Here is a 25,279-nt window from a genome sequence, read left to right as displayed (position 1 = left end):
CGCCTGCCATGCCTGCGGACCAAAGCCGCATTTCTAAAGAACACACGAAAGATTGCCATGAACCTCATTCACCGCTCCATCTGGAACGACCAGACCGGCACCTTTGTAGCCGTTTCCGAAAACACCCGGAGCGCCGGCAAGAAAATGTCGAGTGGTCGGGCGGGCGCCGGCGCTGGCGCCCGCTTCAGGCTGAAAATTCTGGCCGTGTCCTTGATGATGGCCTGCGGGGCCAGTGCCTACGCTCAGCCTACGGGCGGCGTGGTTACAGCCGGCAGCGCCACCATTGGCGGCACGCCGGGCAACATGACGATCACCCAGACCACGCCCAATGTGGCGATCAACTGGCAAGCCTTTGGCGTCCAGCCCGGCGAGTCGGTCCAGTTTGTACAGCCCGGCAGCAGCTCGGTTGCGCTGAATCGCGTCGTCGGCTCTGACCCGTCTCGCATCCTGGGCAATCTGTCATCCAACGGCAAGGTGTTTCTGGTCAATCCGAATGGCATTTTGTTTGGCCAAGGCGCATCGGTGAATGTGGGCGGGCTGGTCGCGTCGACGCTGGCCATCACCGACGCCAACTTCATGACAAACAACTACCGATTCCTCGGTGCAGGCGTCGGCTCGGTGGAAAACCAGGGCACGATCAACGCGGCCGATGGCGGCTACGTCGCCCTGCTCGGCGGCAACGTGAACAACCAGGGCGTGGTGGCTGCCCAACTCGGCTCGGTTGCGCTGGCCTCAGGCAAAGCCGTCACCCTGGACATCGCTGGCGACAGACTGCTCAACGTGACAGTGGAGCAAGGCGCAGTCAACGCACTGGTGAACAACGGCGGCATGGTCCGCGCCGACGGAGGCTTGGTACTGATGACCACGCAGGCAGCGGGCAGCTTGCTGGCCAACGCGGTCAACAACACCGGTGTGGTTCAGGCGCAAACCCTGGTCACAGGCGAAAACGGCACGATCAAACTGCTCGGCGGCAGGGAAAACGGCACGGTCAACGTGGCCGGCAGGTTGGATGCTTCGGCACCCGCAGGCGGCAATGGCGGTTTCATCGAAACATCGGCGGCCAACGTGAAGATCGCCAACGGTGTGCAAATTACCACCGAGGCAGCACAGGGCAAAACGGGCACTTGGCTGATTGACCCACAGGACTTCACCATCGGAAGCCTGGTCACGGACAACATCGCAGGCACAACACTTTCCGCCCTGCTGGTCACCAATAGCGTGACCATCAGAACGGCAACCGGAACCGATGTCACGGTCGCCGGAACTCCACCTGTCGACAGTCTGTACACGGGAACCACTGGCAACGGTGACATCCACGTCAACGATGCCATTGCCTGGACAGCGAGTTCAAGTCCGACGACGCTGACCTTGTTGGCCGAAAGAGACGTCAACATCAACAAGTCCATCACTGCCACGAATGGCAACTTTGAAGTGTGCTGCGGACGCGATGTGAATGTGGCATTGGGGGCAGACATCACGACAACCAACGGCAGCGTCTTGCTTGCCGGGGGAAGAAATATCAATTTGAAGGGTGCTTTGACGTCGACCGACGGCAATGCCACCCTGTGCGCTGCAAACGATGTCAGCATCAATGGAAAAATCACGCTGACCAATGGCGCCAGCGTGCCCGGTCAAAGTCTGGGCCTTCCACTGGGCCTGGTGCTGAGCGCTGGCTATGGTGCCAACGCTCCGGGCGCTGGCGGCGGCACGGTTATTTTCAATCCTCTGGCACCGCCTGCGACGGTCACCAGTGCGCCCACGACCATTATTTACAACCCGTTCGCCTACACAACGCCTACCGATTATTCTGTCCATATCATCGGTGCGGCCCCCACGCAACGGATGTTGGTTTTTGCTCAAGGTCAGGACAAAGTCGCTGACGGAACCACCACAGCAACGGTCACCGCATTGAAGGGCAGTCCGGTTGGTGATGTGAAGCTGGTTGTGGGGACAGCCAATTTCGATACCCCGGCCGTCGGTGCAAACAAAATCATCACCTTGACGGGTTATAGCCTTGGTGGCGTAGACGCCAGCAAATACGCCTTGGCAGCTTCTTGCTGCGGTCCTGTTGTTTCAACAACGAGGGGGAATATCACAGCGGCGAGTCCACCAGTCGTGATTCCGCCCATCTATATTCCCCAGTCGTTATTCCTCCAGTCGTTATTCCTCCAGAGACGCCTTTTCCCGTCATTCCACCTGTCGTCAATCCGCCGGTCGTTGTTCCACCAGTCGTTAATCCGCCTGTGGTGGCTCCACCCGTGGTTCCGCCAGTCGTTGTTCTACCTGTCGCTCCGTTTCTGGATGGAACGGCCTTGCCTCCCGTGTTCGCACCGCTGGCACCGCCCGCGGCCGTTCCTCCCGGATACGTTCTCACGGTACTTCCGCCGAGGCTGCCTTCCGTCTTGGTGGCCGTGGCACCGCCACCCCCGACGTGATACCTGTCGTGGTGCGAGTCGCGGTGCCTATCGTGCAGCCTGTCATGGCGCCGCCCGAGTACGAGGCGCCAGTACGCAAGCGCAAGCCAGAACGCAATTAATCAACTTGCATGGGAAAACCCAGACAACTATCGGCGCTCAGGATCCAAGGAGTTTTCCTTGGTTTCCTCGCCGCAGGATTGATATCCACCCAGGCGCGTGCGTCGCATGATGCTGCGCACTTGCCAGGCTCCAGGTTGGCATTGTCCGTGCAGGGTGCTGACGGCGACGGCAGTCCAACCGTCACCCAAACACCACCCACAGTAGCAGAGAAAAGCGTAAAACGCGCCAACTTCGAACAGGCCCACCCCTCTAAAGCAGCCCGGCATGTAGCGAATTGGGTTGTTGATTCAGGCGACAACCTCAACAAGCCCTTTGTTATCGTGGACAAGCAGGAAGCCAAGGTCTTCGTGTTCGATGCTCGGGGGCTGCTGCACGGGGAGTCTTCCGCGCTGCTAGGACTCGCCATAGGCGATGACTCAGTGCCTGACATCGGCACCAGGAAGCTGTCAGCCATTCGTCCGGAGGAACGCACCACGCCGGCAGGCCGTTTCGTGGCGAACCTGGACAAAAACCTGAAGGGCGTTGAAATTCTCTGGGTGGACTATGACACGGCCATTTCCATGCACCGTGTCGTTACCAGCAATGCCAAGGAACGTCGCACCGAAAGGTTGGCCAGTTCATCCCCATCCGAGCGCCGAATTTCTTATGGCTGCATCAATATTCCCGTCAAATTTTACGAAAACGTGGTAAGTCCTGCTTTTACTGGAACAGACGGCATTGTTTATGTACTGCCCGAAACCCGTTCGGCCCGCGAAGTCTTCGGGTCGTACGATGTCGGAGAAGCGGCAAACCCGCAGACCGGAAGCCAAGTAGCTGTTGGTGCAGCCAACTTAAAACCTGTACCTGTGTGAAGTAGAGAATTGAAATCAAGGTGACTTCACGAAGAGTACCGACTCTCTTCCTTTGAAATCTCGCAAGCCTAGGGTGGGCCTTCGCTCAATTCGGCATGGAGATGGCGGTCGGCGGCGTAACAGCTACAGGCCTGAGCCTGCAGCGCTGGACGATCCCGAACGGTGAGTTCGCCCCGGCGGTATTCAATGAACCCACTCTTCTGAAACGCATTGGCGGCCACCGTAACGCCAACCCGACGTACGCCGAGCATGAGGGCCATGAATTCCTGGGTGACATGAAAGGTGTCTGCTTGTGCCCGGTCCTGGCTCATGAGCAGCCAGCGAGCCAGGCGCGGACCAATCTCGTGAAAGCGCTCGCAAGCCGAAGCCAGTGTTTGCTGGTGCAGACGTACTAGCAGACTGGTTTGAATCACCTGCCGCAGCACTGGGCTCGCAGTGCATTCTTGCCTCAAAACCTCAGCTTCGATACGCCAGCTGTGGCCAGCTCCTTGAACCAGCGCACGCCACGGCGTCTTGGCCAAGCCCAGTACCAGCTCGGACCCCAGCATGGATTCGCGCCCGACCATGCCTACCTCCAGCTCGGGATAGGTGTCTACATCGATCACCAGTGAAATAAAACCGGACTCGGGGAAGTAGGCGTGGCTGAGCGGCTGCCCGCGCACGCTGAGTTCGGCCGAAAGCACCAATTCAAACGGCTCGCATTGGTCCAGCAGGCGCGAGCGAATGGCTTCAGGCAATTGCTGGATCAGCAAATTTTGGGCTTGAGACATGCGGATGTTTTTCATTGTTCGTTCAGAAACACCCTGACGGGGGTGGCGTCGGGAAGTGCACACGCCCAAGCGCATTGGTCAACCAGAGCCCAGTGTGGAGGGCCGCGCAGGTTCTGACTGTGTGGTAGCGCACACAAGCGGTGCCGCGCATCGCTACGGCCTAGTTAACGCGCGTCGTGCGCGCTAGGCGACGTGTCAAACCGCGCCGACAACGCCCTGTCGAGTCACCGGGTGCTCATCGCTGCGATTGCGCCTGCGGTGGTGGCCGCAGAGATAGGCGTTAGGGCCGCGGGCGCAGTGGGGTGGGTTGCCTGGGCGCCAGGCTCCGATTTCTGGTCAGCCGAAGGCGCATCGCTGCTGGGCATGACGCTTTTCTGCTGCTCCAGCGTGAATGGAAGTGAAGTCACGCGTGTGATCATGTTTCGCCCTTGGCTGATGGTTACGCATCGTGCGCGCCCTGTGAGCCTTTGTAGCGGTTCACACTGGGGCACGTCTGTGCGCGACCGCACGCATGCAACGCCCTACCGAGTCAATTGGTGCGGCAGCAGACGATCGTATTCATCTTTCACCACTGCGTAACACTCGCAGGTGCGCTCTTCGAGCCCAACGCGGTCGAGCACAGTGATGCGGCCACGTGCGTACTTGATCAGGCCAAGCCTTTGCAGCTTGAGCGCCGCCTCGGTCACGCCCTCGCGACGCACGCCCAGCATGTTGGCAATCAACTCTTGCGTCATCGCCAGTTCATTGCCAGTCAGCCGATCCAAGCTCAGCAGCAGCCAGCGACAGAGCTGTTGGTCAAGTGAATGGTGGCGGTTGCAGACAGCGGTTTGCGCCATCTGCGTCATGAGGGCCAGCGTATAGCGCAGCAAGAGGTGCAACACCGCTCCGGAGTTGTTGAATTCCTCTTTGATGTCGGACGCGCGCAGTCGATAGCCTTTCCCAGCGCTCTGCACCACAGCCCGGCGCGGCGTGGTTTCGCCGCCCATGAAAAGCGCGATGCCGACCACACCCTCATTGCCAACCACTGCGATCTCGGCCGATCCGCCATCTTTCAGCACATACAGCAAGGAAACGATGGCGTCGATGGGAAAATACACGTGGCTCAACTTGCCGCCCGATTCGTGCAACACCATACCGAGCGGCAAATCCACCTCCTCCAGCAGCGGTGCGATGCGCAGCCATTCGGCTGGAGGAAGCGCGGCCAGCAAACTGTTGGCCGATTGGTTTGGCGTGATACCCATGTGCAGTGTTCAGACGGCAGTCCATCGTAGACGATGTGCTAATCCATCAGCATACGAAGCTAAGTGTGCCTCATCTGTGCGGTACCGCACACACCGCCGGCCGTGTTCGACTGCGTAACTTGCTCACCATGGATGGCATAGCCACCCGGAGCTGGGTTACCACAAGTCGAATCAATTTGATGGGGCTTTCCAAAAATACTGGCTGGTCTGATGTTCGCTAGCGCACGGACAAAAAGCCGTGCAGCAGGGATGCTTGCAACTGTCTGGTCAGACTTCCTTTTGTCGGTGTGAACTCGCTGCGCATATGGGCAAAACGGACCATGGCCGAGAGCAGATTAGTCAATAACGGGGAAAATCGATATGCCTCACTCAACACCCATTCGAAAAAGCGCCTCCCTCGCGGCACTCAAAGAGGCGCTCCTGGCGGAGCAGCATGTTCTTGCACTGGACATTCATATCGTCAGCGCTCGCGTAATGGCACTGCTTGGCGACCTGCCCTGCGAAACCGTGTCAGCCAGCGTTCCGGGCACCATCATTTCTGGAAACCATGAATTAATCGACTTCGTACGTCGCCCGGACATTTCACAAACGCTCGGCAAAGGGAGCTTTTCTGACCAGCGAGTCGAAAAAGCACTCGCTTGCAGCCGCAGAATGGTTACTTATAAAGTGCAGGTTTAGCCATGTCGGTGCGCTGAGGCATCGACAACTTCACATCACAAATGGAGGCAAATGGCTGTACCAGCCTAATAGCCGCATCCACATCCATCGTCGGCGTGGCTGCTTGCGAAAATTGGCGCGGATCGGTCGGGGCGGCTGACCTGACTTATTGCAGGGACTTGCGCCCAACCTCTCGGTAGTTCATGGGTAAAGCGGTCGCACGGCTGCGCGAACGGCAGGTGCTGGCGGCAGCGGTCGTCCAACCACTGAAATTGACTGATGCCAGCCCACTGGGAGCAGTTGGGCGTCCCGCTGCGTCGGAAGTCAGCTGATGGCCGACAACAGCCGCTCATTGTCTGGAACTTGAATGCGCCGTCTCAGACACGAGTGGCAAAGAACCCGCGCTGCGCCCACCGTTCCGGGATTGGAGTCGGAGCACGAGTTTCGATGCGCGAAATCGTGATCCGACAGTTGCACTGCGCCCCCAATGCCTTCGCCGCCTGCGGTTCGGAGGCCCAGGCCGAACGTAGCGATCGCCCGAAGGGCTTCCCGGCTCCCATCCCCGCTGACCGAGTCGAGGGGCACAGCTTCAGGCGGATCAGGGCCGCGCGCTGTTTGAGCCGCCAGGCGAGCGTGCGCGCACCCCGCTTGAAGCGAGCAGCGAAGGGGACACGGACAGCGGGGTCGCCTTCTCTTTGGTGACTGGTCCTTGGCGAAGGCGTGCGATCAGTCCAGCGCACGGACTTCTGCAACCGCTGAATGGTCAGTTTCAAAACTGCTATCCGGGATTCACTGGCCGGCAGCATTCATAAATCGATTCGAGCCCGTGCTCAATCCAAAAATGAGGAGTCGTGCGGCTGCAATCACGGCTTCGGGTTTTGGAAAAACCCCAGCGTGCATTGAAATCTCGACGCGCGCATACTGACCGCCGCTTTTCAGTCCCCACACACCAAATCGGAGTTCTCCCATGACTTCCACGGTTTTGATCACAGGCTGTTCTTCGGGCATTGGCGCAGCCACAGTGAAACACTTTGCCTCGCAGGGTTGGAACGTCGCTGCCACGCTGCGCAACCCGGCGGCGGCACCATTTGATGACAGCGCGGGCAAGGTGGCGAGCTTTGCGCTCGACGTGACGGACCCGCACTCGGTGGCAGCCGCAGTGGCCCAGGCGGTGGAGCGCTTTGGGCAAATCGACGTGCTGATCAACAACGCCGGCTACGGCCTGTTTGGCCCGTTCGAGAGTGCGACGCAGGAGGTGATCGAGCGCCAGTTCCAGACCAATGTGTTTGGCGTGTTTGCCGTGACGCGCGCGGTCTTGCCGCACATGCGCGAGCGCGCCAGCGGCGTGATCATCAACGTGGCGTCGCTCACGGGCCTGGTGGCGATGCCGCTGTACTCGCTGTATGCGGCGTCCAAGTTCGCCGTGGTGGGTTTTTCAGAGTCGCTCAGCCACGAACTGGGGCCCTTGGGCATACGGGTGAAGGTGTTTGCCCCCGGCGCGGTGGCGACCGACTTTTCGGGCCGCTCGCTGGTGCGCACGTTTGAGGGCGACGGCGGCCCTTATGCACAATCCATTGGCAAGGTCATGGGCGTGTTTGCGGCCAATCGAGGCACCAGCAATGCCTCTACCCCTGAGCAACTGGCCCAGGCGCTGTACGACGCGGCGACCGATGGCAGCGCGCAGCTGCGCTATGTGATTGGCGAGGACGCCAAGGCGCTGATGCAAACCCGCAAGGATATCGGTGAAGAAGCCCTGATGGGTGCCATGCGCCAACGCTTTGGGTTGGCTGGTTGAAGCCTACGCCGGTTCGGTCAGAACGGCAAAGGTATGCGCCATTTGATTCCCACCTACCAGCCCATGGCCGGCAGTTGCGGCAGCCAGAAGAACGAGAAGTTATTGACCATTCCTTCGATGGTGATGGCGAAGAACCAGCCCAAGCCAGGGCAAATTCTGAGCCAGCACACCGGCCTGCTGCCCCGGGTCACCGGAAGCGCACGACCCGGGCCAAAGAAGAAGCCGCGCTGAACGGGCACGGCATGCTGGCAGCGCCGTAGGCATGGTGGAGACCTTGCCGAACGGCTGGTTCGCTGGACATTCTCTTGATGAATGACGCCATCCCTCACAGAATGAACTCTGTTGGGAGGCTGTAGGTGTGAGCCAACGGCGGTGTCTGGTGCTTGCAGATATGGGCCGCGTACGCTGTGCCCCAAGATCGGTACGAAACAGGGGAAAGGTCAAGTCGCGCAATGGTTCATCTGTCACACATCCTGCTGCTGCTGGGCGTTGCGGTCGCCGTGGTGCTCATTTTTCAGCACCTGCACATTCCCACCAGCCTGGGCTACTTGCTGGTCGGGGTCATTCTCGGTCCGCACACGGTCGGACCGATTGTCGATGTACCGGAGTTCAAGACCATGGCGGAGTTTGGCGTGGTCTTTCTGCTGTTCACGATCGGGCTGAATTTCTCTTTGCCGCAGTTGCACGCCCTTCGCGATCAGGTGCTTGGGCTTGGCACGGGGCAGGTGGTCTTCACGACCACCTTGGTCGGTGTCACCGCTTGGTTGGCGGGACTGCCTGCCGCTGTGGCATTCGTCATCGGAGCGGTGTTTGCCCAGTCCTCCTCCACCATCATCGGCAGCCAGTTGGCAGAACAAAAGGAAGAGAACTCACCCCACGGCCGACTCGGGCTGGCAATGTCGGTGTTTCAGGACGTCACTGCGGTGCCTTTTCTGGTCGTCATTCCTGTGCTGGGCATGGCGGTGGGGGCCGATATCCTGGCTCTCGAGCTGGGTTGGGCAATGGTCAAAGCCCTGCTGGCGTTTTCCCTCGTGTTTTATGTTGGTCGCTGGTTGCTGCGCCCGCTGTTTCGCTTCGTCACGCGGCGCCGCTCAGCAGAGGTGTTTACGCTGGCCGTATTGCTAGTGGCATTGCTCGCCGCCTGGACGACCTTCAGCCTCGGCATGTCGCTGGCGTTCGGTGCGTTTCTGGCCGGCATGATGCTGGGCGAGACAGAGTTTCGTCACCAGGTTGAATCGAGCATCCGCCCTTTCCGAGACGTGCTGCTCGGCCTCTTTTTTATCGGTATCGGCATGTTGTTCGACCCGGCGGCGATCCCTCGCATATGGCATTGGGCTTTGCTTGGCACCTTGCTGCTGTTGGTGAGCAAGATCCTGCTGGTCGCGGCGATGGTGAAGAAGAGCGGCATTGACACTCTGATGGCGTGGCGCACGGCGTTGTTGCTGGCTGTGGGCGGAGAATTCGGTTTCGCCCTGCTGGCCATTGCCCTCGATGCCAAGGTGATCGACATCGATGTGGGGCAGATCGCGCTGACCGCCGTGCTGTTCTCGATGATTGCGGGGGCCTTTCTCATCCGCTTCAACCATGCCATCGCCTCTCGGCTGGTGGGCGTCCGCCGCGATGCAGACCAGGGCCTTGCGCACCCCTTGTCGGATGCTCCTGAACCGCAAGTGGTGATAGGTGGCTATGGTCGTGTCGGTCACACCATTGCCGTGTTGTTGCATGCCAGCAATGTGCCGTTTGTGGCCTTCGACACCGACCCGAAGCGGGTGATGCAAGGGCGGGCCGATGGTTACCCGGTGCTGTATGGCGATATCACCGATGCAGAGCTGCTGGCAGCGGTTCATGTGGAGCGGGCCGCCCTGGTTGTCATCACGCTGGATGATCACGCCAACGCGTTGCGCACCGTGGGGGTTTTGCGCAGCAGCTGCCCCCATGTTGCCGTCATCGCGCGGGCGCAAGACCTCGAATCGAGCTCACGACTCATTGACGCCGGAGCCACCCACGCCTATCCGGAGGCGATTGAAGCCAGCTTGCGCCTGGGAGCGACCGCGTTGCGGATGCTGTCGATTCCGACCGACGATATCGATAGCATGCTGCAGGATGTGCGCGATTGGGACTACAAACCCGTGCTCGAAAATGAAACCGCCCCGGAGAAAAATCCATGACATCGCTCAAACGTATTCTCGCCGCCACTGATTTGTCGGCCCACGCTCGCCACGCGACTGAACGCGCCGCCCTCGTGAGCAAGGATACGGCTGCGCTGCTCGATCTGCTGCATGTGGCCAATCTGGCGCCTCTGGAGCGGCTGCGGCAGTTGATGGACACATCGCCAGAGGAGATGGAGCGGCGGGTGCTCGATGCTGCGCGGCAACGGCTCCACGATCTGGCAGCTTCACTCCAGCAACGCTACGGTGTGGTTGCGGGCACGCATGCGGTGGTCGGCCCTGTGTTGGCGGAACTGGCCAGGCAGGTCGATAGCCAGGATGCCGGTCTGCTGGTTTGCGGAGCCAAAGGGGAAAGCATCATTCGGCACCATTTGCTGGGAACGACGGCGCTACGGATGTTGAGCACGACGAAATGTCCTGTTCTGGTGGTCAAGCAGCCCCCGCACGAATCCTATCGTCGGCTCCTTGTGCCCGTCGATTTTTCGCCTTCATCGCTGCGCGCGATCCGGCATGCACGCAGCATTGCCCCACAGGCTGGCATCGTTCTGCTGCATACCTTTGAGGCTCCTTTCGAGGGGAAGTTGCGCTACGCCAGCGTGGATGAGGACACCATCAACGACTATCGGGTCGTTGCCAGACAGGAAGCCATCCAGAAACTCCACGCACTGTGCGAGAAAGCCGGGCTGTTGCCCTACGAAACTCACCAGATCGTCCTACATGGCAATCCGACCTTGCACATCATCGAGCAAGAACAGGAGCAGGATTGCGATCTGATCGTGGTGGGCAAGCACGGTGAGAGCGTGCTGGAGGATCTGCTGCTGGGCAGCGTAACTAGGTACGTTCTGGCCGAATCGCAAAGCGACGTCCTGGTGTCGGTGTGACCATGATCGAAGCCGGGTTGGACCCTGCCTGCCTCCGGGGGCAAACGAACATGATGTCGGCTATTGCTGCGCTTTCAGCGCAATTCGTGCAGAACATCCCTAGAGCAAGTCACGATAGAGCCAGAACACCAGCGAGCCGCAATGCAGCACGATGGTGAGCCAGTACACCGCACGAAATTCCGCCTTGCTGGTTTTGTGCCGCATGTTTTGCTGGGCCAGCCAGGCAGCGGGCCAGCCGCCGAGCAGAGACAACAGGTGCAAATTTGACTCAGGAATGCGCCAACGGCCTGCACGTGCAGCGTTCTTGTCGGCCGCGTACATCCACAGCGTGACGACGTTCAGCGCCGCCAGGGCTGCGAGCGTCCACAGCGGCAGCCGCTGCGTCCACACGCCCCAGGCCAGCAAAGCGGCCCATACCAGCATCAGGCCATAGGCCAAGGATGCGCCGGTGGCGGGTGAGTGCGCTTTGCCCTGGCGTTGGTTTGCGCGGGGGGTAGGTGCCGAGCGCTTTGCGGGTGCCGGGCGTTGGGTGCGCTTGCTGTCGCTGCTGCGTGCGTCTTCGGCGCCCTGCGGGCTGGCCGCCGTGCGCACCGCCATGGCGCGCGGGCCTTTGCCGCCGACGTGGATTTCTTCAAACACCACGGCAAGGCCTTCGCGCGGGGGTGTGGCGCCGCGGTAGTCGCGTACGTGAAAGAACACATCGCCAGCGGAGTCGGCGCTGCGGATAAAGCCGAAGGCGCGGGTGGCGTCCCAGCGGACGATGGAGCCGTATTTGGTCATGGGTTGGGGCTTGTTTCGGGTGTCGGCCATTGTGCGACGAGTATCGTAAGTTTACTATCGAAATAATAGCTGGAAGCGCTTGTCAATCAAGCGCTAGAGGCTGATTCGGCATAAATATTGTTTCTCTCTCAGACATGCGCACGGGCTGAGTTGAAGGCTTGGCAGTTTCTTAGTTTGTGCTTCGTGGCATAGGGCGGGTGCCGGGGTGTGCGCCCGGCGGCGCAGTAACTTTCTGTCGCGACAGAAAGTCACCAAAGAACGCCGTCCCTGCTGTCTGCGACCCCTTCGCTGCGCTGCGGGGCAACCTGCGTCGGGGCGTTTGCGGGGTGCGCCGCCGAACTTACTGCGCGCTGCGCGCTCCGTTCGGACAACCGCGGCGAGTCAGTTAACGAAGCATGAGCGCAAGCGTTCATGCCACCCCGCAAACACCCCGACGCAGGCGCAACCACAAGGGCGTCGACATCCACACGGGCCATCGCTGCGCTCGGCCCCGAACCAAGTCCAACCGCGCACTGTTCGGCGGGCTTGTCTTCCCCCGGGCCGAGCGCAGCGATGGCCCGTGTGGCTGTTTGGTTTTCGGTTGTCCAAATCCCTTGTGGCCGTGCCGAGAAGCGCAGTGGCGGGCGGATCAGGGCTCGCGTCTGTTTGAGCGCGCAGCGCGAGTTCAGCGAGACCCCGTCCGGCGCGAGCATCGCAGGTTGCCCGAAGCGAAGCGCAGGGTCACGGACAGCAGGGTCGCCTTCTCTTTGGTGACTTTCTCTTGGCGACGCAAGAGAAAGTTACTGCGCCGCCGGGCGCACACCCCGGCACCCGTCCTTTGTCACAAGGCGCGAACGAATCAAAAAACCACGCCCTCAACTCAGCCAGCAACCATGTCTGAGGCACCTGCACAGTTAGCAATCACAACAAAAGCCGCCCGTAGGCGGCTGGCAAATCCCAAGGGTGCGGCGCACGCCGCTAACACATCACATCACCTTGGCAATCGACGCACAAACATAGTCAATATTCTGGCTATTCAGCGCAGCCACACACATCCGCCCCGTGTCCGTGCCATACACGCCAAACTCATCGCGCAGCCGCACCATCTGGGCCTTGGACAGACCCGAATAGCTGAACATGCCGATCTGCGTGGTGATGAAGCTCATGTCCTGCTTCACACCCGCCGCCTTCAACCCATCCACCAACTTCTGCCGCATCGCCTTGATGCGCACGCGCATTTCGCCCAGCTCTTTTTCCCACAGGGCGCGCAGCTCGGGGTCGTTCAGCACCGCAGCCACCACGGCGCCGCCGTGCGTGGGCGGGTTGCTGTAGTTGGTGCGGATGACAATTTTGAGCTGGCTGAGCACGCGGCCAGCTTCTTCCTTGTCCTGGCACAGCACCGAGAGGCCGCCGACGCGTTCGCCGTACAGGCTGAAGCTCTTGGAGAACGAGGTGGAGACAAAGAAGTTCATGCCCGACGCGACGAACTTGCCGATCACCGCGCCGTCCTCGGCAATGCCGTGGCCAAAGCCCTGGTAGGCCATGTCGAGGAAAGGCGTGAGCTTGCCGGCCTTGAGCACGTCGATCACCTGGTTCCACTGGGCGGCGGTGATGTCGTAGCCCGTGGGGTTGTGGCAGCAGGCGTGCAACACCACGATGGTGCCGGGGGCGGCGGCCTTCAGGCTGGCCAGCATGCCGTCAAAGTTCACGCCGCGCTTTTCTGCGTCGTAGTACGCGTACGTGCCGACCTCGAAGCCCGCGTTGGTGAACAGGGCACGGTGGTTTTCCCAGCTTGGGTCGGAGATAAGCACTTTGGCGTTGGGGCTGAGCTTCTTCAGAAAGTCGGCGCCAATCTTCAGGCCGCCGGTGCCGCCGATGGCCTGCACCGTGGCGACGCGGCCGCTTTTGACCGGCTCGCTGTCGGCACCAAACACCAGCGCTTTCACCGCGTTGTCGTACGCAACGATGCCATCGATAGGCAGGTAGCCACGTGCCGTGGGTTTCTGCATCATCTTCTGCTCGGCTGCCTGCACGCACTGCAGCAGCGGGAGTTTGCCGTTGTCGTCGAAGTACACGCCGACGCCCAAGTTCACCTTTTTGGGGTTGGTATCGGCGTTGAATTGCTCGTTGAGGCCCAGAATCGGATCGCGGGGCGCCATTTCGACAGCGGAAAACAGAGACATGGATGGTCCTTGATGGGTGGATATTTGGCTGCCCGACCTCAGATGTGCGTCTCCGCTACGCTTTGTGGCCTCGGGCAAACCCGAATTTTAGAACCTGTTGGCCGCCATCCGGCCTGCGCCACACCGTTACCCTATGCACGAAGTTACCTCTGCGCCCGCTACGGGCGAATTCTTGCGCTTTGCGGGCTCGCCGTTCGAGCTGTACCAGCCGTACCCGCCAGCCGGCGACCAGCCCGAGGCCATCGACAAGCTGGTCGAAGGCGTGCGCGACGGCGAGGTGTTCCAGACGCTGCTGGGCGTGACCGGCTCGGGCAAAACCTTCACCATGGCCAATGTGATCGCGCGCCTGGGGCGGCCGGCGATCGTGTTTGCGCCCAACAAGACGCTGGCGGCGCAGTTGTATTCGGAGTTTCGCGAGTTCTTCCCGCACAACGCGGTCGAGTACTTCGTCAGCTACTACGACTACTACCAGCCCGAGGCCTACGTGCCGCAGCGCGACCTGTTCATCGAGAAAGACAGCGCCATCAACGAGCACATCGAGCAGATGCGGCTGTCGTGCACCAAAAGCATCCTGGAGCGGCGCGACGTGGTCATCGTCGCCACCGTCTCGGCCATCTACGGCATCGGCAACCCCGAGAGCTACCACCGCATGGTGATGACGCTCCGCACCGGCGACAAGCTGGGCCAGCGCGACGCCATTGGCCAATTGGTGCGCATGCAGTACCAGCGCAACGACACCGATTTTGCACGCGGCACGTTTCGCGTGCGCGGCGACACCATCGACGTGTTCCCGGCGGAACACTCGGAGTTGGCGATTCGCATCGAGCTGTTTGACGACGAGGTAGAGAGCCTGCAACTGTTCGACCCGCTCACCGGGCGTGTGCGCCAGAGCATTCCGCGCTTTACCGTCTATCCGAGCAGCCACTACGTCACGCCGCGCGACCAGGTGCTGTTGGCGGTGGAGGCAATCAAGCATGAGCTATCTGATCGCTTGAAGCAGCTGGTGGGCGATGGGAAATTGGTGGAAGCCCAGCGGCTGGAGCAGCGCACGCGCTTTGATCTGGAGATGCTGAGCGAGGTCGGACACTGCAAAGGCATTGAAAACTATTCGCGCCACCTCTCAGGCTCGGCCCCGGGCGACCCGCCGAGCACGCTGACCGACTACATGCCGCCCGACGCGCTGATGTTCCTGGACGAGAGCCACCAGATGATCGGCCAGCTCAACGCCATGTACAACGGCGACCGCTCGCGCAAGACCACGCTGGTCGAATACGGCTTTCGCCTGCCAAGCGCACTGGACAACCGCCCGCTCAAGTTTGAAGAGTTCGAGCGCCGCATGCGCCAAGCCATCTTCGTCTCGGCCACGCCGGCCGACTACGAAAAACAGCATGCCGGCCAGGTGGTGGAGCAGCTGGTGCGGCCGACTGGCCTGGTAGACCCTGAAGTGCAGGTGCGCCCCGCCACCAACCAGGTGGACGACGTGCTGCAGGAAATCCACATCCGCGTGCAGAAGAACGAGCGCGTCCTGATCACCACGCTGACCAAGCGCATGGCCGAGCAGCTGACCGACTATTTAAGCGACAACGGCGTCAAGGTGCGCTATTTGCACTCGGATGTCGACACGGTGGAGCGGGTGGAAATCATCCGTGACCTGCGCCTGGGCGCGTTTGACGTGCTGGTCGGCATCAACCTGCTGCGCGAAGGCCTGGACATTCCCGAGGTGTCGCTGGTCGCCATTCTGGACGCGGACAAGGAGGGTTTTCTGCGCTCGGAGCGCAGCCTGATCCAGACCATTGGCCGCGCAGCGCGCAACTTGGCCGGCACGGCCATTTTGTATGCCGACCGGGTGACGGATTCCATGGCGGCGGCCATGGGCGAAACCCAGCGCCGACGCGAAAAACAGGTGGCGCACAACCTGGAGCGCGGCATTACACCGCGCAGCATTGTCAAGCAGGTACGTGACCTGATTGACGGCGTCTACAGCGAAAAAGCAGGCAAGGAAGCCGAGCGGCTGGCGCAGGGCGCAGTCGCGCGTGCGCGCATTGAGGACATGAGCGAGAAAGAGATTGCACGCGAGATCAAACACCTGGAAAAACAGATGCTGGAGCACGCCCGCAACCTGGAGTTCGAACAGGCGGCGCGGGTGCGCGACCAGTTGGCAAGGCTCAAGGACGCTGCCTTTGGCGCGCACGGGGGCGACAACCTTGTTCCTTTCCCTGCAACTTGAGGGGATATTCATACGCAGGCGGATGCCTTGTGACCGTGCATTCGAATATCCGACAAATTTGATCAGACTTTATGCTATACTCACACAACTTAGTCGGGTTTTCTCCGTTCCCGAATAAGTTCGCCATTTATCAGGCAGACAAGACGGAGAACGGGTGACTGGTTTGCACTGTATGCGGCCGGCACAGAACCAAAAGCACAAGGAGCTTGCGATGCGTCTTACCACCAAGGGCCGTTTTGCGGTCACCGCGATGATTGATCTGGCTCTGCGCCAAGGCAATGGTCCCGTCACCCTGGCCGCCATCAGCCAGCGCCAGCGCATTTCGCTCTCCTATCTGGAGCAGCTGTTTGGCAAGCTGCGCCGCCACGAGCTGGTCGAATCTACGCGCGGCCCCGGCGGCGGCTACACCCTGGCGCGCAATGCAGCCGACATCACCGTTGCCGACATCATTGTTTCCGTGGACGAACCCATGGACGCCACGCAGTGCGGCGGCAAGGAAAACTGCCTGGGCGAAGCCGGCCGCTGCATGACGCACGATCTGTGGGCCACGCTGAACCAGCGCATGGTCGATTTTCTGGCGTCGGTGAATCTGCAAAAATTGGTGGACGAGCAACTCGCCAAGGGGCTTCAGATTGAAGACAAACCCGTGCTGCGCCGCGCCATTTCCACCCAGCCGGTGATCAAGCCGATCCGCGTGAACGCGCCCAATTCAGTGTTTGCTTTGGGCAACGTGTTCGCGAAATCCTGAAGACCCTGTTGCAGTATGGGTGGCCGCGCTTTTGCTGGGCGCGCGCCCGCTTTTTGCTGCAAGCTCGCTACGTTAAAACACCCGCCAGCCCGCCCCCTACAACGAGCCAGCCATGGAAATGACCCCGCACTTCCCTATATATCTAGATTACGGCGCCACCACGCCAGTGGACCCGCGCGTGGTCGATGCCATGATCCCCTGGCTGCGCGAGCATTTTGGCAACGCAGCGTCCCGCAGCCACGCCTGGGGCTGGGAAGCCGAAGCAGCGATTGAGCGTGCGCGCGAGCAAGTGGCCGAGCTGATAGGTGCGGATCCGCGCGAAATCGTCTGGACCAGCGGCGCCACCGAGTCCACGAATCTGGCGCTCAAGGGCGCGGCCCAGTTCTACAAAGGCAAGGGCAAGCACCTCATTACCTGGAAGACCGAGCACAAGGCCACGCTGGACACCATGCGCGAGCTGGAACGCCAGGGCTTTGAAGTCAGCTACCTCGACGTGCAGGAAGACGGTCTCATCAACCTCGACGCCTTCAAGGCCGCGTTGCGGCCGGACACCGTGCTGGTGAGCGTGCTGTTCGTGAACAACGAAATTGGCGTGATTCAGGACGTGGCCGCGATTGGCGCCATTTGCCGCGAAAACGGATCGCTGCTGCATGTCGATGCCGCGCAGGCCACGGGCCGGGTGGAAATCGACATCAAAACACTCCCTGTTGACCTGATGAGCATGACGGCGCACAAAACCTACGGCCCCAAGGGTGTGGGTGCGTTGTACGTGCGGCGCAAGCCACGCGTGCGCCTGGAGGCGCAGATTCACGGCGGTGGACACGAGCGCGGCATGCGCTCGGGCACCTTGCCCACGCACCAGATCGTCGGCATGGGCGAAGCGTTCCGCCTCATCAAGCTGGAGATGGACGAGGTGAATGCCAGCGCGCGGGCGCTGCAAAAGCGCCTGCTCGACGGTCTGAAAGACATTGAACAAGTCTTCATCAACGGCAGCCTCGACCACCGCGTCCCGCAGAACCTCAACATCAGCTTCAACTACGTTGAAGGCGAGTCGCTCATCATGGGCATCAAGGGCCTGGCCGTGTCGTCCGGCTCGGCCTGCACCTCGGCCAGCCTGGAACCCAGCTATGTGCTGCGCGCCTTGGGCCGCAGCGACGAATTGGCACACAGCAGCCTGCGCATGACGATCGGGCGCTTCACCACCGAAGAAGAGATCGACTACGCGATTTCCACCATTCGCGAAAACGTGGCCCGCCTGCGCGAACTCAGCCCGCTCTGGGAGATGTACCAGGACGGCATCGACATCAGCACCATCCAGTGGGCTGCCCACTGAAACCGGACTTTGCAAGGAGCACACCATGGCTTATTCAGAAAAAGTAATCGACCACTACGAAAACCCGCGCAATGTCGGTTCCTTCGACAAGGGCGACGAATCGGTGGGTACCGGCATGGTCGGGGCCCCCGCCTGTGGCGACGTGATGAAGCTGCAGATCAAGGTCAACGCCGATACCGGCGTGATTGAAGATGCACGCTTCAAGACCTACGGCTGCGGCTCCGCCATTGCCTCGTCGTCGCTGGTGACCGAGTGGGTCAAGGGCAAGACGCTGGACGAAGCGGCGGCGCTCAAGAACAGCGAGATCGCGCAGGAGCTGGCATTGCCGCCGGTGAAAATCCATTGCTCCATCCTGGCCGAAGACGCCATCAAGGCTGCCGTCAGCGACTACAAGGCCAAGCACGGCGCGGCCGTTCCCGCAAATGCCTGAGAACGCCATGGCCATTACCCTGACCGAAGCAGCGGCCCGCCACGTGAGCCGCTATATGGAGCGGCGCGGCAAAGGGCTGGGCGTGCGCCTGGGCGTAAAGACCAGCGGTTGCTCGGGCCTGGCCTACCAACTTGAATACGTGGACGAAGCCGCGCCCGAAGACGTGGTGTTCGAGAACCACGGCGTCAAGCTGCTGATCGACCCCAAGAGCCTGGCCTACCTGGACGGAACGCAGCTCGACTTCGTCCGCGAAGGGCTGAACGAAGGCTTCAAGTTCAGCAACCCCAACGAGCGCGACCGCTGCGGGTGTGGCGAGAGCTTTAGGGTTTAGCAGGAGCATCCCCCTGAGGCGCTTTGCGCCTTCCCCCTTCTCTCGCTCCGCTGCGCGGTGCGGGAAGGGGGACGCCACCCGTGCGGCGGGGCGGTCCTTGCACGGTGGCTGCTGGTTTTAGGCAGTGTCGATCCATTGGTCAGCGACCATACGAACGCAACAATACGCGGGCATGAACCTCCAATCCGACGATTTCGAACTCTTTGGCGTGGAGCGCCGCTTCGCCCAGGACCGGGCGCAGCTTGACGCGCGCTGGAAGGAACTGCAGCGCCAGGCGCATCCGGACCGTTTTGCGTCTGAGGGCGCTGCCGCGCAGCGGGTCGCCATGCAGTGGTCGGTGCGCATCAACGAGGCCTACCAGCGGCTCAAAGAGCCGCTCACCCGCGCCGCCTATTTGTGCGAACTCGGTGGGGCGCCGGTGGGGGCCGAGGACAACACAGCGATGCCCACGCAATTCCTGATGCAACAGATGGAGTGGCGCGAGGCATTGGACGACGCCCGCAGTGCGCAGCAGATCGATGCCCTGGGCTTGGTGGTCAAGAACGCCGAGCGCAATGCGCTGGAGCAATGCGCTGCCTTGCTCGACGAATCGCACGACTACCCGGCGGCCGCGCAGCAGGTCAGAGCCCTCATGTTCCTTGCGCGTTTTGCGCGCAGCGTGGAGCAACGCGCCGATCAACTGGGACAATAGGCGGTTGCCCGGCCAGCCGCTTCGCACGAGGCGGCCCCGGCGTTTTCGATCACGACAGGATTCCATGGCGCTGCTGCAGATTTCCGAACCCGGCCAATCCCCCAAGCCCCACCAGCGGCGTCTGGCGGTAGGCATTGACCTGGGCACCACGCATTCTTTGGTCGCCGCAGTACGCAGTGGTGTGGCCGAATGCCTTCCCGACGCGCAGGGCAGGGTGCTGCTCCCGTCCATCGTGCGCTATCCCGAAACCGGCGGGCGCCAGATTGGCCATGACGCCATTCCCTTTCTGCAGCAGGACGCCGCCAACACCATTGCTTCGGTCAAGCGTTTCATGGGTCGCGGTCGGGGCGATATTGCGGCGGCAGACAAGCTGCCCTATGCGCTGGAGCATGAGGAGGACCTTGAAGCGCAAGGCAACGTCGCCGGCATGCTGCGCATTGCTACCGCACAGGGTGCCAAGTCACCGGTGGAAGTGAGCGCGGAAATCCTTGCCACGCTGCGCCAGCGCGCCGAAGACAGCTTTGACGACGAGCTGTACGGCGCCGTCATCACGGTGCCCGCATATTTCGACGACGCGCAGCGCCAGGCCACAAAGGACGCCGCGCGCCTGGCCGGCATCGACGTGCTGCGCCTCATCAACGAACCCACGGCGGCGGCCATTGCCTATGGCCTGGACAACGCCAGCGAGGGTGTGTACGCGGTGTACGACCTGGGCGGCGGTACCTTTGACATTTCAATTCTTCGCCTAGCCCAGGGCGTGTTTGAGGTGATCGCCACCGGCGGCGATTCGGCTCTGGGCGGCGACGACTACGACGCTGCCCTGGCCGATTGGGTGTTGGCGCAGACGGGCTCTGTACTGGCCAATCCTTCCGACAAAGGCGCCGCGCGTGTGGCGGCCAGACGGTGCAAGGAAGCCCTGACTGCTACCGAAAGTGTAGCGTTCCACGTAGAGCTATCAAGCGCCAGCGTGCATTTCGACGTTAAATGTTCGGATTTTGATACGGCGACTGCACCGCTCACCGCCCGCAGCCTGGCCGTGGTCCGGCGCGTGTTGCGCGATGCGCGACTCACACCCGCCGACGTCAAGGGCGTCGTCATGGTCGGCGGCGCGACGCGCATGCCGCAAGTGCAGCGTGCCGTGGCCGATTTCTTTGGCCAACCGCCACTGACCAACCTGAACCCGGACGAAGTGGTGGCGCTCGGCGCCGCCGTCCAGGCCAATCAGTTGGCCGGCAATGCGGGCGCTGAAGACCTGCTGCTGCTCGACGTGATTCCGCTTTCGCTGGGCCTGGAGACCATGGGAGGCCTGGTCGAGCGCATCATTTCGCGCAACGAAACCATTCCCACCGCCAAGGCGCAGGACTTCACCACCTTCAAGGACGGGCAGACCGCGCTGGCGATCCATGTCGTGCAGGGCGAACGCGACCTGGTTCAGGATTGCCGCAGCCTGGCGCGTTTCGAGCTGCGCGGGATTCCGCCGATGACGGCCGGCGCGGCGCGCATCCGCGTCACCTTCACTGTGGACGCCGATGGCCTGCTGAGCGTGAACGCGCGCGAGCAGACCAGCGGGATTGAAGCGCGCATCGACGTCAAGCCCTCGTACGGGCTGAGCGACGACGAGATCACCCGCATGCTGCAGGAGGGTTTTGCCACGGCGTCTGACGACATTCGCGCGCGTGCCGTCGCCGAGGCCCGTGTGGACGCCGAGCGCCTGCTGGCGGCCACGGCCACCGCACTTGCAGCGGACGGCGACCTGCTGGAGGCGAGCGAGCGCGCCCGCATCGACTCGCTGATGCGCCAGCTCGAAACCGCGCGCACTGGCAGTGGTGATGCCGCAGCCATCGAGGCCGCCACCCAGGCCCTGGCCGCAAGCACCGAAGCCTTCGCCGCCGAGCGCATGAACCGCAGCATCCGCGATGCGCTCGCCGGCAAGCGCATTGACACCCTTTGAACACCGAGACCCCGATTCATGCCCGTCATCAAAGTCCTGCCGCACCCCGAATACTGCCCAGAAGGTGCCGAAATCACGGCGCCCGCCGGCACCAGCATTTGTGAGGCCTTGCTGGAAAACAAGATCAACATCGAGCACGCCTGCGATATGAGCTGCGCCTGCACGACTTGCCATGTGGTCGTGCGCGAAGGCCTGGAGTCGCTCAATGAGGCCGAGGAGGAGGAAGAAGACCTGCTCGACCGTGCCTGGGGCCTGGAGCCGCAGTCGCGGCTCTCGTGCCAGGCCATTCTGGCGGGCAAGGATGTGACGGTGGAGATCCCCAAATACTCCATCAACCACGCCAAGGAAAACCACTGATGGCCCGTCAGGGCAGGGCGCAGCCATGAGCCGGCAAATCATTCTTGACACCGAAACCACGGGCCTGTCGGCCGACGCGGGCGACCGCGTCATCGAGATCGGCTGCGTCGAGCTGCTCAACCGCAAGCTCACCGGGCGCCATTTCCACTACTACCTGAACCCTGGGCGCGACAGCCACGAAGACGCGCTCAAGGTGCACGGCATCAGCAACGAATTCCTGCGCGACAAGCCCCGCTTCGAGGCCGTGGCGGCGGAGTTCATCGACTACCTGCGCGACGCCGAAGTCATCATCCACAACGCAGCCTTCGACGTCAGCTTTTTGAACAAGGAGCTGGAACTCGCCGGCCTGCCGCCTTTTGCCGCGCACGTCGAGCGCGTCACCGACACCCTGGCCATGGCCAAGGAGCTGTACCCCGGCAAGCGCAATTCGCTCGACGCCCTGTGCGACCGCCTGGGCGTGGACAACTCCAGCCGCACCCTGCACGGCGCGCTGCTCGACGCCGAGCTGCTGGCCGACGTGTACATCAACCTCACGCGCGGGCAGGACGCCTTGCTGATCGCCGAGGAAACGGGCCCCGGCGGCGCCGAGGGAAGCGTACCGAGCCTGGATCTGCGCACGCTCAGCCTGCGCGTGCTGCCTGCGAGCGAAGCCGAGCTGCAAGCACATGCTCTCCTGCTGCGCGACATTGACAAGGCCAGCGGAGGCAAAACCGTCTGGCCGATTGCCAAAAACGCCTGAAAAGCTGTGCAATAATAGCGGGCTGTTGCAAACGCAATAGGGCGATTAGCTCAGGGGTAGAGCACTGCATTCACACTGCAGGGGTCGCAAGTTCGAAGCTTGCATCGCCCACCAGAACATGAAATGAATGAAGCACTTGGCGGAAACGCCGGGTGCTTTTTTTGTTGGTGAAGCCGAGACCGCATTCGCCCCACACGCGGTCTTCTTCACATTGACAGCGCATGCAAGGCGTATATACTTTATGTATATATTTCAGGGAGAAAATGCACATGACCTACGCCCGCGTTTTCCAGTCCGGCAACAGCCAGGCCGTGCGTCTGCCCAAGGAATTTCGCTTCGATACCGAGCAAGTCGAGATTTTCCGGCAGGGCAATGACATTGTCCTGCGCGAACGCCCCACCAATGCCGCTGCCATCTTTGATGCCTTGACCCGCCTGCCTGCCGACTTCATGGAAGAAGGCCGCACCGACACGCCGCCCCAAGAGCGCGAGGCCTTTTGAATGGCTATCCGCTACTTGCTCGATACCAACATCTGCATCTACATCGCCAAACACAACCCGCCTGCCGTGCGGGCGCGTTTTGAGCAGCTCAGCGCAGATGCCCTCGCCATGTCCGTCGTCACCCTGGGCGAGCTGCAGCACGGCGCAGAAAAAAGCCAGGCCCGGGCCAAAGCCCTTGCCGCGCTGCAGCAACTGCAAAGCACCATCCAGGTGATGCCATTGACCCACGCGGCAGGCCAGCACTATGGCCAGATCCGCAGCGGGCTGGAGCGTGCAGGTCAGCCAATACCGAATATGAGCAACAACGACCTCTGGATAGCCGCACACGCGCGGGCCGAGGGCTGGGTGCTGGTGACCAACAACGAGCGCGAGTTCTGCCGCGTCGATGGCCTGGCGGTCGAGAACTGGGTCGTCACCAAGTAGATGGCCCGAATGACGGATGCAGTACCAGGCGGGAGTGACAATGCGAAAATTTCCCGATCGGGATGATTTGTCAATGCCCTTGCCAACAAACAGTCAAAATTCCCTATCGGGAAATTTATATTGCCAACCCGCTGAATAGGCTACATAATTTCCTGATCAGGAAATTTACATGGCCATCACCCCCACCAACTCCCCCGAAGCACTGGGCGCCGCCGTTTTGGCTGCTCGCCACAGGCTGGGCCTCACCCAACCCCAATTGGCACTGGCGGCGGGCGTTGGCGTGCGCTTTATTGTGGAGCTGGAGGCCGGCAAGCCCACCATTCGCCTGCAGACCCTGCTAAAAGTGCTGAACACACTGGGCGGCAGCCTCGCCGTCGAGGGTTTGGCCTGACATGGCGGGGCATCTTGAAGTCTGGTTGCTGGGCGCGCACGTTGGCACCCTGTCACAAGTAGAGGGGCGGCTGGGCTTTGCTTATGCACCCGACGCCACCACGCCTTTGTCGCAATCCCTCCCCATTCGCTCAGAACCCTTTGACGACAGGGCAAGCCGTCCGTTCTTCGCCGGCTTGTTGCCCGAGGGTGGCAAGCGCAAGCAGATCGCCAAAACCTTGCAAATCTCCAAGCAGAACGACTACGCCCTGCTGGACAGCCTGGGCGGTGAGTGTGCCGGTGCCGTCACCTTGCTCGACGCCGGCCAGTTGCCTCAACCTCCCGATGCCCCCCGTGAAGTGCGCTGGCTGGACCACGCGCAACTGCTCCAGGTGCTCGATGAAATGCCTCTGCGCCCCATGCGTGCGGGCGAAGACGGCCTGCGTCTCTCGCTGGCCGGTGCGCAAGACAAATTGCCGGTGGTGCTGGACGCGGACGGCCTTCGCATCGGCCTGCCGCTCAACGGCTCACCCAGCACCCACATCCTCAAACCGCCCATTGCCGGGGTGGGCGGCAGCGTCTTCAACGAAGCCTTTTGCATGGCACTGGCCGGCGCCTTGAAGCTGGATGTTGCCCGCACCCAGATTCGGGCCATTGCAGATGGTGCGCAGCAGCGCCACTACCTGCTGGTAGAACGTTATGACCGGCAAGCCGACGTAACGGAACGAACGAGCCTGCCGACCCAACGCCTGCACCAGGAAGACTTCTGCCAGGCGCTGGGCATCGTCTCTGAGCACAAATACCAAAACGAAGGCGGCCCGGGCTTGGCCCAGGCATTTGCGCTGGTGCGCAGCGCCACCCGCCCCAGCGCGCTGCACACGCTCAAGTTGCTGGACTACGTGGTGTTCAACGCCCTGGTCGGTAACCACGATGCCCACGGCAAGAACTTCTCGCTGCTCTACACCCCTGCGGGCGCCGTGCTCACGCCCCTGTACGACGCACTGTGCACCGCCGTCTACCCCACGCTCACCGAAAAAATGGCCATGAAAATCGGCAGCAAATACAAGTTTGCAGAAGTGATGGCACGGCACTGGGAGCAATTTGCCATCGAGGCCGCCTTGTCGCCCGCACAGGTCAAAAAGCGCATTCTGGACATTGCCAAGCGCCTGCCCGACTTGGCGCGTGCCACCCAGACCGCGTTTCAGAGCCAGGGCACGGGCCACCCCGTCATCGACCAGATCGTTGCCCTGATCGACCAGCGCTGCGCCCTCACCATTCGCCGCCTCACGGCCCACCCGGCAGAGGATGCGCCACTGGGCACCGCTTGATAATTCCTAT

General features: G+C 61.6%; 25 protein-coding genes and 1 tRNA gene. 21 read left to right on the top strand and 5 right to left on the bottom strand.

Annotated elements, in window-relative coordinates; genetic code table 11:
- The first annotated feature begins 57 nt into the window (after positions 1-57).
- Both C6571_RS17445 and C6571_RS17440 read left to right on the top strand, forming a co-directional pair.
- On the top strand, positions 58-2,646 hold the full coding sequence (locus C6571_RS17445) for a two-partner secretion domain-containing protein (RefSeq protein ID WP_211300670.1): 2,589 nt from the start codon (positions 58-60) through the stop codon (positions 2,644-2,646).
- A gap of 25 nt (positions 2,647-2,671) precedes the next feature.
- Complete coding sequence (locus tag C6571_RS17440; protein WP_211300669.1) at positions 2,672-3,388, top strand: hypothetical protein; 717 nt, start codon at positions 2,672-2,674, stop codon at positions 3,386-3,388.
- 68 nt (positions 3,389-3,456) lie between these two features.
- Here the strand turns inward: C6571_RS17440 and C6571_RS17435 are convergent, their stop codons facing one another.
- Positions 3,457-4,158: a Crp/Fnr family transcriptional regulator gene (locus tag C6571_RS17435; protein ID WP_106448322.1), complete on the bottom strand. Its 702-nt coding sequence runs from the start codon at positions 4,156-4,158 to the stop codon at positions 3,457-3,459.
- 521 nt (positions 4,159-4,679) lie between these two features.
- On the bottom strand, positions 4,680-5,399 hold the full coding sequence (locus C6571_RS17430) for a Crp/Fnr family transcriptional regulator (protein WP_106447814.1): 720 nt from the start codon (positions 5,397-5,399) through the stop codon (positions 4,680-4,682).
- Positions 5,400-5,759: 360 nt separating this feature from the next.
- Between C6571_RS17430 and C6571_RS19585 the strand changes: the two genes are divergently transcribed.
- On the top strand, positions 5,760-6,077 hold the full coding sequence (locus C6571_RS19585; protein ID WP_146139370.1) for a hypothetical protein: 318 nt from the start codon (positions 5,760-5,762) through the stop codon (positions 6,075-6,077).
- 768 nt (positions 6,078-6,845) lie between these two features.
- On the opposite strand, the gene C6571_RS19580 is transcribed toward C6571_RS19585, so the two are convergent.
- Positions 6,846-7,046, bottom strand: a complete 201-nt coding sequence (locus C6571_RS19580; RefSeq protein ID WP_146139369.1) for a hypothetical protein — start codon at positions 7,044-7,046, stop codon at positions 6,846-6,848.
- Here C6571_RS19580 and C6571_RS17425 point away from each other — a divergent pair.
- The 4 genes from C6571_RS17425 to C6571_RS17410 all read left to right on the top strand — a co-directional run bounded on the left by C6571_RS17425 (position 7,024) and on the right by C6571_RS17410 (position 10,900).
- Complete coding sequence (locus tag C6571_RS17425) at positions 7,024-7,851, top strand: SDR family oxidoreductase (RefSeq protein WP_106447813.1); 828 nt, start codon at positions 7,024-7,026, stop codon at positions 7,849-7,851. The two genes, C6571_RS19580 and C6571_RS17425, sit on opposite strands and share 23 nt — an antisense overlap.
- Before the next feature lie 33 nt (positions 7,852-7,884).
- A complete protein-coding gene (locus C6571_RS17420) occupies positions 7,885-8,082 on the top strand; it encodes a hypothetical protein (RefSeq protein ID WP_106447812.1) in 198 nt (65 codons plus the stop codon).
- A gap of 221 nt (positions 8,083-8,303) precedes the next feature.
- Complete coding sequence (locus C6571_RS17415) at positions 8,304-10,019, top strand: cation:proton antiporter domain-containing protein (RefSeq protein ID WP_106447811.1); 1,716 nt, start codon at positions 8,304-8,306, stop codon at positions 10,017-10,019.
- Positions 10,016-10,900: a universal stress protein gene (locus tag C6571_RS17410; protein ID WP_106447810.1), complete on the top strand. Its 885-nt coding sequence runs from the start codon at positions 10,016-10,018 to the stop codon at positions 10,898-10,900. The genes C6571_RS17415 and C6571_RS17410 overlap by 4 nt, the downstream gene beginning before the upstream one ends.
- A 99-nt stretch (positions 10,901-10,999) precedes the next feature.
- Here C6571_RS17410 and C6571_RS17405 read toward each other — a convergent pair whose 3' ends face one another.
- Positions 11,000-11,710: a DUF1294 domain-containing protein gene (locus tag C6571_RS17405; RefSeq protein ID WP_245901327.1), complete on the bottom strand. Its 711-nt coding sequence runs from the start codon at positions 11,708-11,710 to the stop codon at positions 11,000-11,002.
- Between the two features lie 935 nt (positions 11,711-12,645).
- Complete coding sequence (locus tag C6571_RS17400; protein ID WP_106447809.1) at positions 12,646-13,842, bottom strand: amino acid aminotransferase; 1,197 nt, start codon at positions 13,840-13,842, stop codon at positions 12,646-12,648.
- Positions 13,843-13,975: 133 nt separating this feature from the next.
- On the opposite strand from C6571_RS17400, the gene uvrB reads away from it, so the two are divergent.
- The 14 genes from uvrB (at position 13,976) to C6571_RS17325 (ending at position 25,269) form a co-directional block, all read left to right on the top strand.
- Positions 13,976-16,069, top strand: a complete 2,094-nt coding sequence (gene uvrB / locus C6571_RS17395; protein WP_106447808.1) for an excinuclease ABC subunit UvrB — start codon at positions 13,976-13,978, stop codon at positions 16,067-16,069.
- Positions 16,070-16,280: 211 nt separating this feature from the next.
- Entirely contained in the window at positions 16,281-16,817 is a 537-nt protein-coding gene (locus tag C6571_RS17390) for a Fe-S cluster assembly transcription factor (protein WP_106448320.1), read from the top strand.
- Between the two features lie 112 nt (positions 16,818-16,929).
- The gene (locus C6571_RS17385; protein ID WP_106447807.1) at positions 16,930-18,150 is read left to right on the top strand and encodes an IscS subfamily cysteine desulfurase; all 1,221 of its coding nucleotides are present in this window, start codon (positions 16,930-16,932) and stop codon (positions 18,148-18,150) included.
- A gap of 25 nt (positions 18,151-18,175) precedes the next feature.
- Complete coding sequence (iscU, locus tag C6571_RS17380) at positions 18,176-18,580, top strand: Fe-S cluster assembly scaffold IscU (protein WP_106447806.1); 405 nt, start codon at positions 18,176-18,178, stop codon at positions 18,578-18,580.
- 7 nt (positions 18,581-18,587) lie between these two features.
- Positions 18,588-18,911, top strand: a complete 324-nt coding sequence (gene iscA, locus C6571_RS17375) for an iron-sulfur cluster assembly protein IscA (RefSeq protein ID WP_106448319.1) — start codon at positions 18,588-18,590, stop codon at positions 18,909-18,911.
- Between the two features lie 172 nt (positions 18,912-19,083).
- Positions 19,084-19,602: a Fe-S protein assembly co-chaperone HscB gene (gene hscB / locus C6571_RS17365; protein ID WP_106447805.1), complete on the top strand. Its 519-nt coding sequence runs from the start codon at positions 19,084-19,086 to the stop codon at positions 19,600-19,602.
- 64 nt (positions 19,603-19,666) lie between these two features.
- Positions 19,667-21,553: a Fe-S protein assembly chaperone HscA gene (gene hscA, locus C6571_RS17360; RefSeq protein WP_106447804.1), complete on the top strand. Its 1,887-nt coding sequence runs from the start codon at positions 19,667-19,669 to the stop codon at positions 21,551-21,553.
- Between the two features lie 18 nt (positions 21,554-21,571).
- Positions 21,572-21,910 carry an ISC system 2Fe-2S type ferredoxin gene (gene fdx, locus C6571_RS17355; protein ID WP_106447803.1) on the top strand — a complete coding sequence of 113 codons (339 nt, stop codon included), beginning with the start codon at positions 21,572-21,574 and terminating at the stop codon, positions 21,908-21,910.
- Positions 21,911-21,935: 25 nt separating this feature from the next.
- Positions 21,936-22,649 carry a DNA polymerase III subunit epsilon gene (gene dnaQ, locus C6571_RS17350; protein WP_106447802.1) on the top strand — a complete coding sequence of 238 codons (714 nt, stop codon included), beginning with the start codon at positions 21,936-21,938 and terminating at the stop codon, positions 22,647-22,649.
- A 39-nt stretch (positions 22,650-22,688) separates the two neighbouring features.
- Positions 22,689-22,763 (top strand) — tRNA-Val (locus C6571_RS17345).
- Positions 22,764-22,918: 155 nt separating this feature from the next.
- Positions 22,919-23,149 (top strand): antitoxin, encoded by a 231-nt coding sequence (locus tag C6571_RS17340; RefSeq protein ID WP_106448318.1) that lies wholly within the window; start codon positions 22,919-22,921, stop codon positions 23,147-23,149.
- Positions 23,150-23,572, top strand: a complete 423-nt coding sequence (vapC, locus tag C6571_RS17335) for a type II toxin-antitoxin system tRNA(fMet)-specific endonuclease VapC (RefSeq protein ID WP_106447801.1) — start codon at positions 23,150-23,152, stop codon at positions 23,570-23,572.
- 169 nt (positions 23,573-23,741) lie between these two features.
- A complete protein-coding gene (locus C6571_RS17330; RefSeq protein ID WP_106447800.1) occupies positions 23,742-23,963 on the top strand; it encodes a helix-turn-helix transcriptional regulator in 222 nt (73 codons plus the stop codon).
- Position 23,964: 1 nt separating this feature from the next.
- A complete protein-coding gene (locus C6571_RS17325; RefSeq protein ID WP_106447799.1) occupies positions 23,965-25,269 on the top strand; it encodes a type II toxin-antitoxin system HipA family toxin in 1,305 nt (434 codons plus the stop codon).
- Positions 25,270-25,279: the final 10 nt, after the last annotated feature.

This window comes from Simplicispira suum (genome assembly GCF_003008595.1).
Classification (GTDB): Bacteria; Pseudomonadota; Gammaproteobacteria; order Burkholderiales; family Burkholderiaceae_C; genus Simplicispira; species Simplicispira suum.
Note: the sequence above shows the minus strand (reverse complement) of the source record. Positions and strands in the feature narration are given on the sequence as shown.

Coding starts and splice junctions, on each gene's coding strand:
- C6571_RS17445 (WP_211300670.1), top strand. CDS start 58: ATGAACCTCATTCACCGCTCCATCTGGAACGACCAGACCGGCACCTTT.
- C6571_RS17435 (WP_106448322.1), bottom strand. CDS start 4,158: ATGTCTCAAGCCCAAAATTTGCTGATCCAGCAATTGCCTGAAGCCATT.
- C6571_RS17430 (WP_106447814.1), bottom strand. CDS start 5,399: ATGGGTATCACGCCAAACCAATCGGCCAACAGTTTGCTGGCCGCGCTT.
- C6571_RS19585 (WP_146139370.1), top strand. CDS start 5,760: ATGCCTCACTCAACACCCATTCGAAAAAGCGCCTCCCTCGCGGCACTC.
- C6571_RS17425 (WP_106447813.1), top strand. CDS start 7,024: ATGACTTCCACGGTTTTGATCACAGGCTGTTCTTCGGGCATTGGCGCA.
- C6571_RS17420 (WP_106447812.1), top strand. CDS start 7,885: ATGCGCCATTTGATTCCCACCTACCAGCCCATGGCCGGCAGTTGCGGC.
- C6571_RS17415 (WP_106447811.1), top strand. CDS start 8,304: ATGGTTCATCTGTCACACATCCTGCTGCTGCTGGGCGTTGCGGTCGCC.
- C6571_RS17410 (WP_106447810.1), top strand. CDS start 10,016: ATGACATCGCTCAAACGTATTCTCGCCGCCACTGATTTGTCGGCCCAC.
- C6571_RS17405 (WP_245901327.1), bottom strand. CDS start 11,710: ATGGCCGACACCCGAAACAAGCCCCAACCCATGACCAAATACGGCTCC.
- C6571_RS17400 (WP_106447809.1), bottom strand. CDS start 13,842: ATGTCTCTGTTTTCCGCTGTCGAAATGGCGCCCCGCGATCCGATTCTG.
- uvrB (WP_106447808.1), top strand. CDS start 13,976: ATGCACGAAGTTACCTCTGCGCCCGCTACGGGCGAATTCTTGCGCTTT.
- C6571_RS17390 (WP_106448320.1), top strand. CDS start 16,281: ATGCGTCTTACCACCAAGGGCCGTTTTGCGGTCACCGCGATGATTGAT.
- C6571_RS17385 (WP_106447807.1), top strand. CDS start 16,930: ATGGAAATGACCCCGCACTTCCCTATATATCTAGATTACGGCGCCACC.
- iscU (WP_106447806.1), top strand. CDS start 18,176: ATGGCTTATTCAGAAAAAGTAATCGACCACTACGAAAACCCGCGCAAT.
- iscA (WP_106448319.1), top strand. CDS start 18,588: ATGGCCATTACCCTGACCGAAGCAGCGGCCCGCCACGTGAGCCGCTAT.
- hscB (WP_106447805.1), top strand. CDS start 19,084: ATGAACCTCCAATCCGACGATTTCGAACTCTTTGGCGTGGAGCGCCGC.
- hscA (WP_106447804.1), top strand. CDS start 19,667: ATGGCGCTGCTGCAGATTTCCGAACCCGGCCAATCCCCCAAGCCCCAC.
- fdx (WP_106447803.1), top strand. CDS start 21,572: ATGCCCGTCATCAAAGTCCTGCCGCACCCCGAATACTGCCCAGAAGGT.
- dnaQ (WP_106447802.1), top strand. CDS start 21,936: ATGAGCCGGCAAATCATTCTTGACACCGAAACCACGGGCCTGTCGGCC.
- C6571_RS17340 (WP_106448318.1), top strand. CDS start 22,919: ATGACCTACGCCCGCGTTTTCCAGTCCGGCAACAGCCAGGCCGTGCGT.
- vapC (WP_106447801.1), top strand. CDS start 23,150: ATGGCTATCCGCTACTTGCTCGATACCAACATCTGCATCTACATCGCC.
- C6571_RS17330 (WP_106447800.1), top strand. CDS start 23,742: ATGGCCATCACCCCCACCAACTCCCCCGAAGCACTGGGCGCCGCCGTT.
- C6571_RS17325 (WP_106447799.1), top strand. CDS start 23,965: ATGGCGGGGCATCTTGAAGTCTGGTTGCTGGGCGCGCACGTTGGCACC.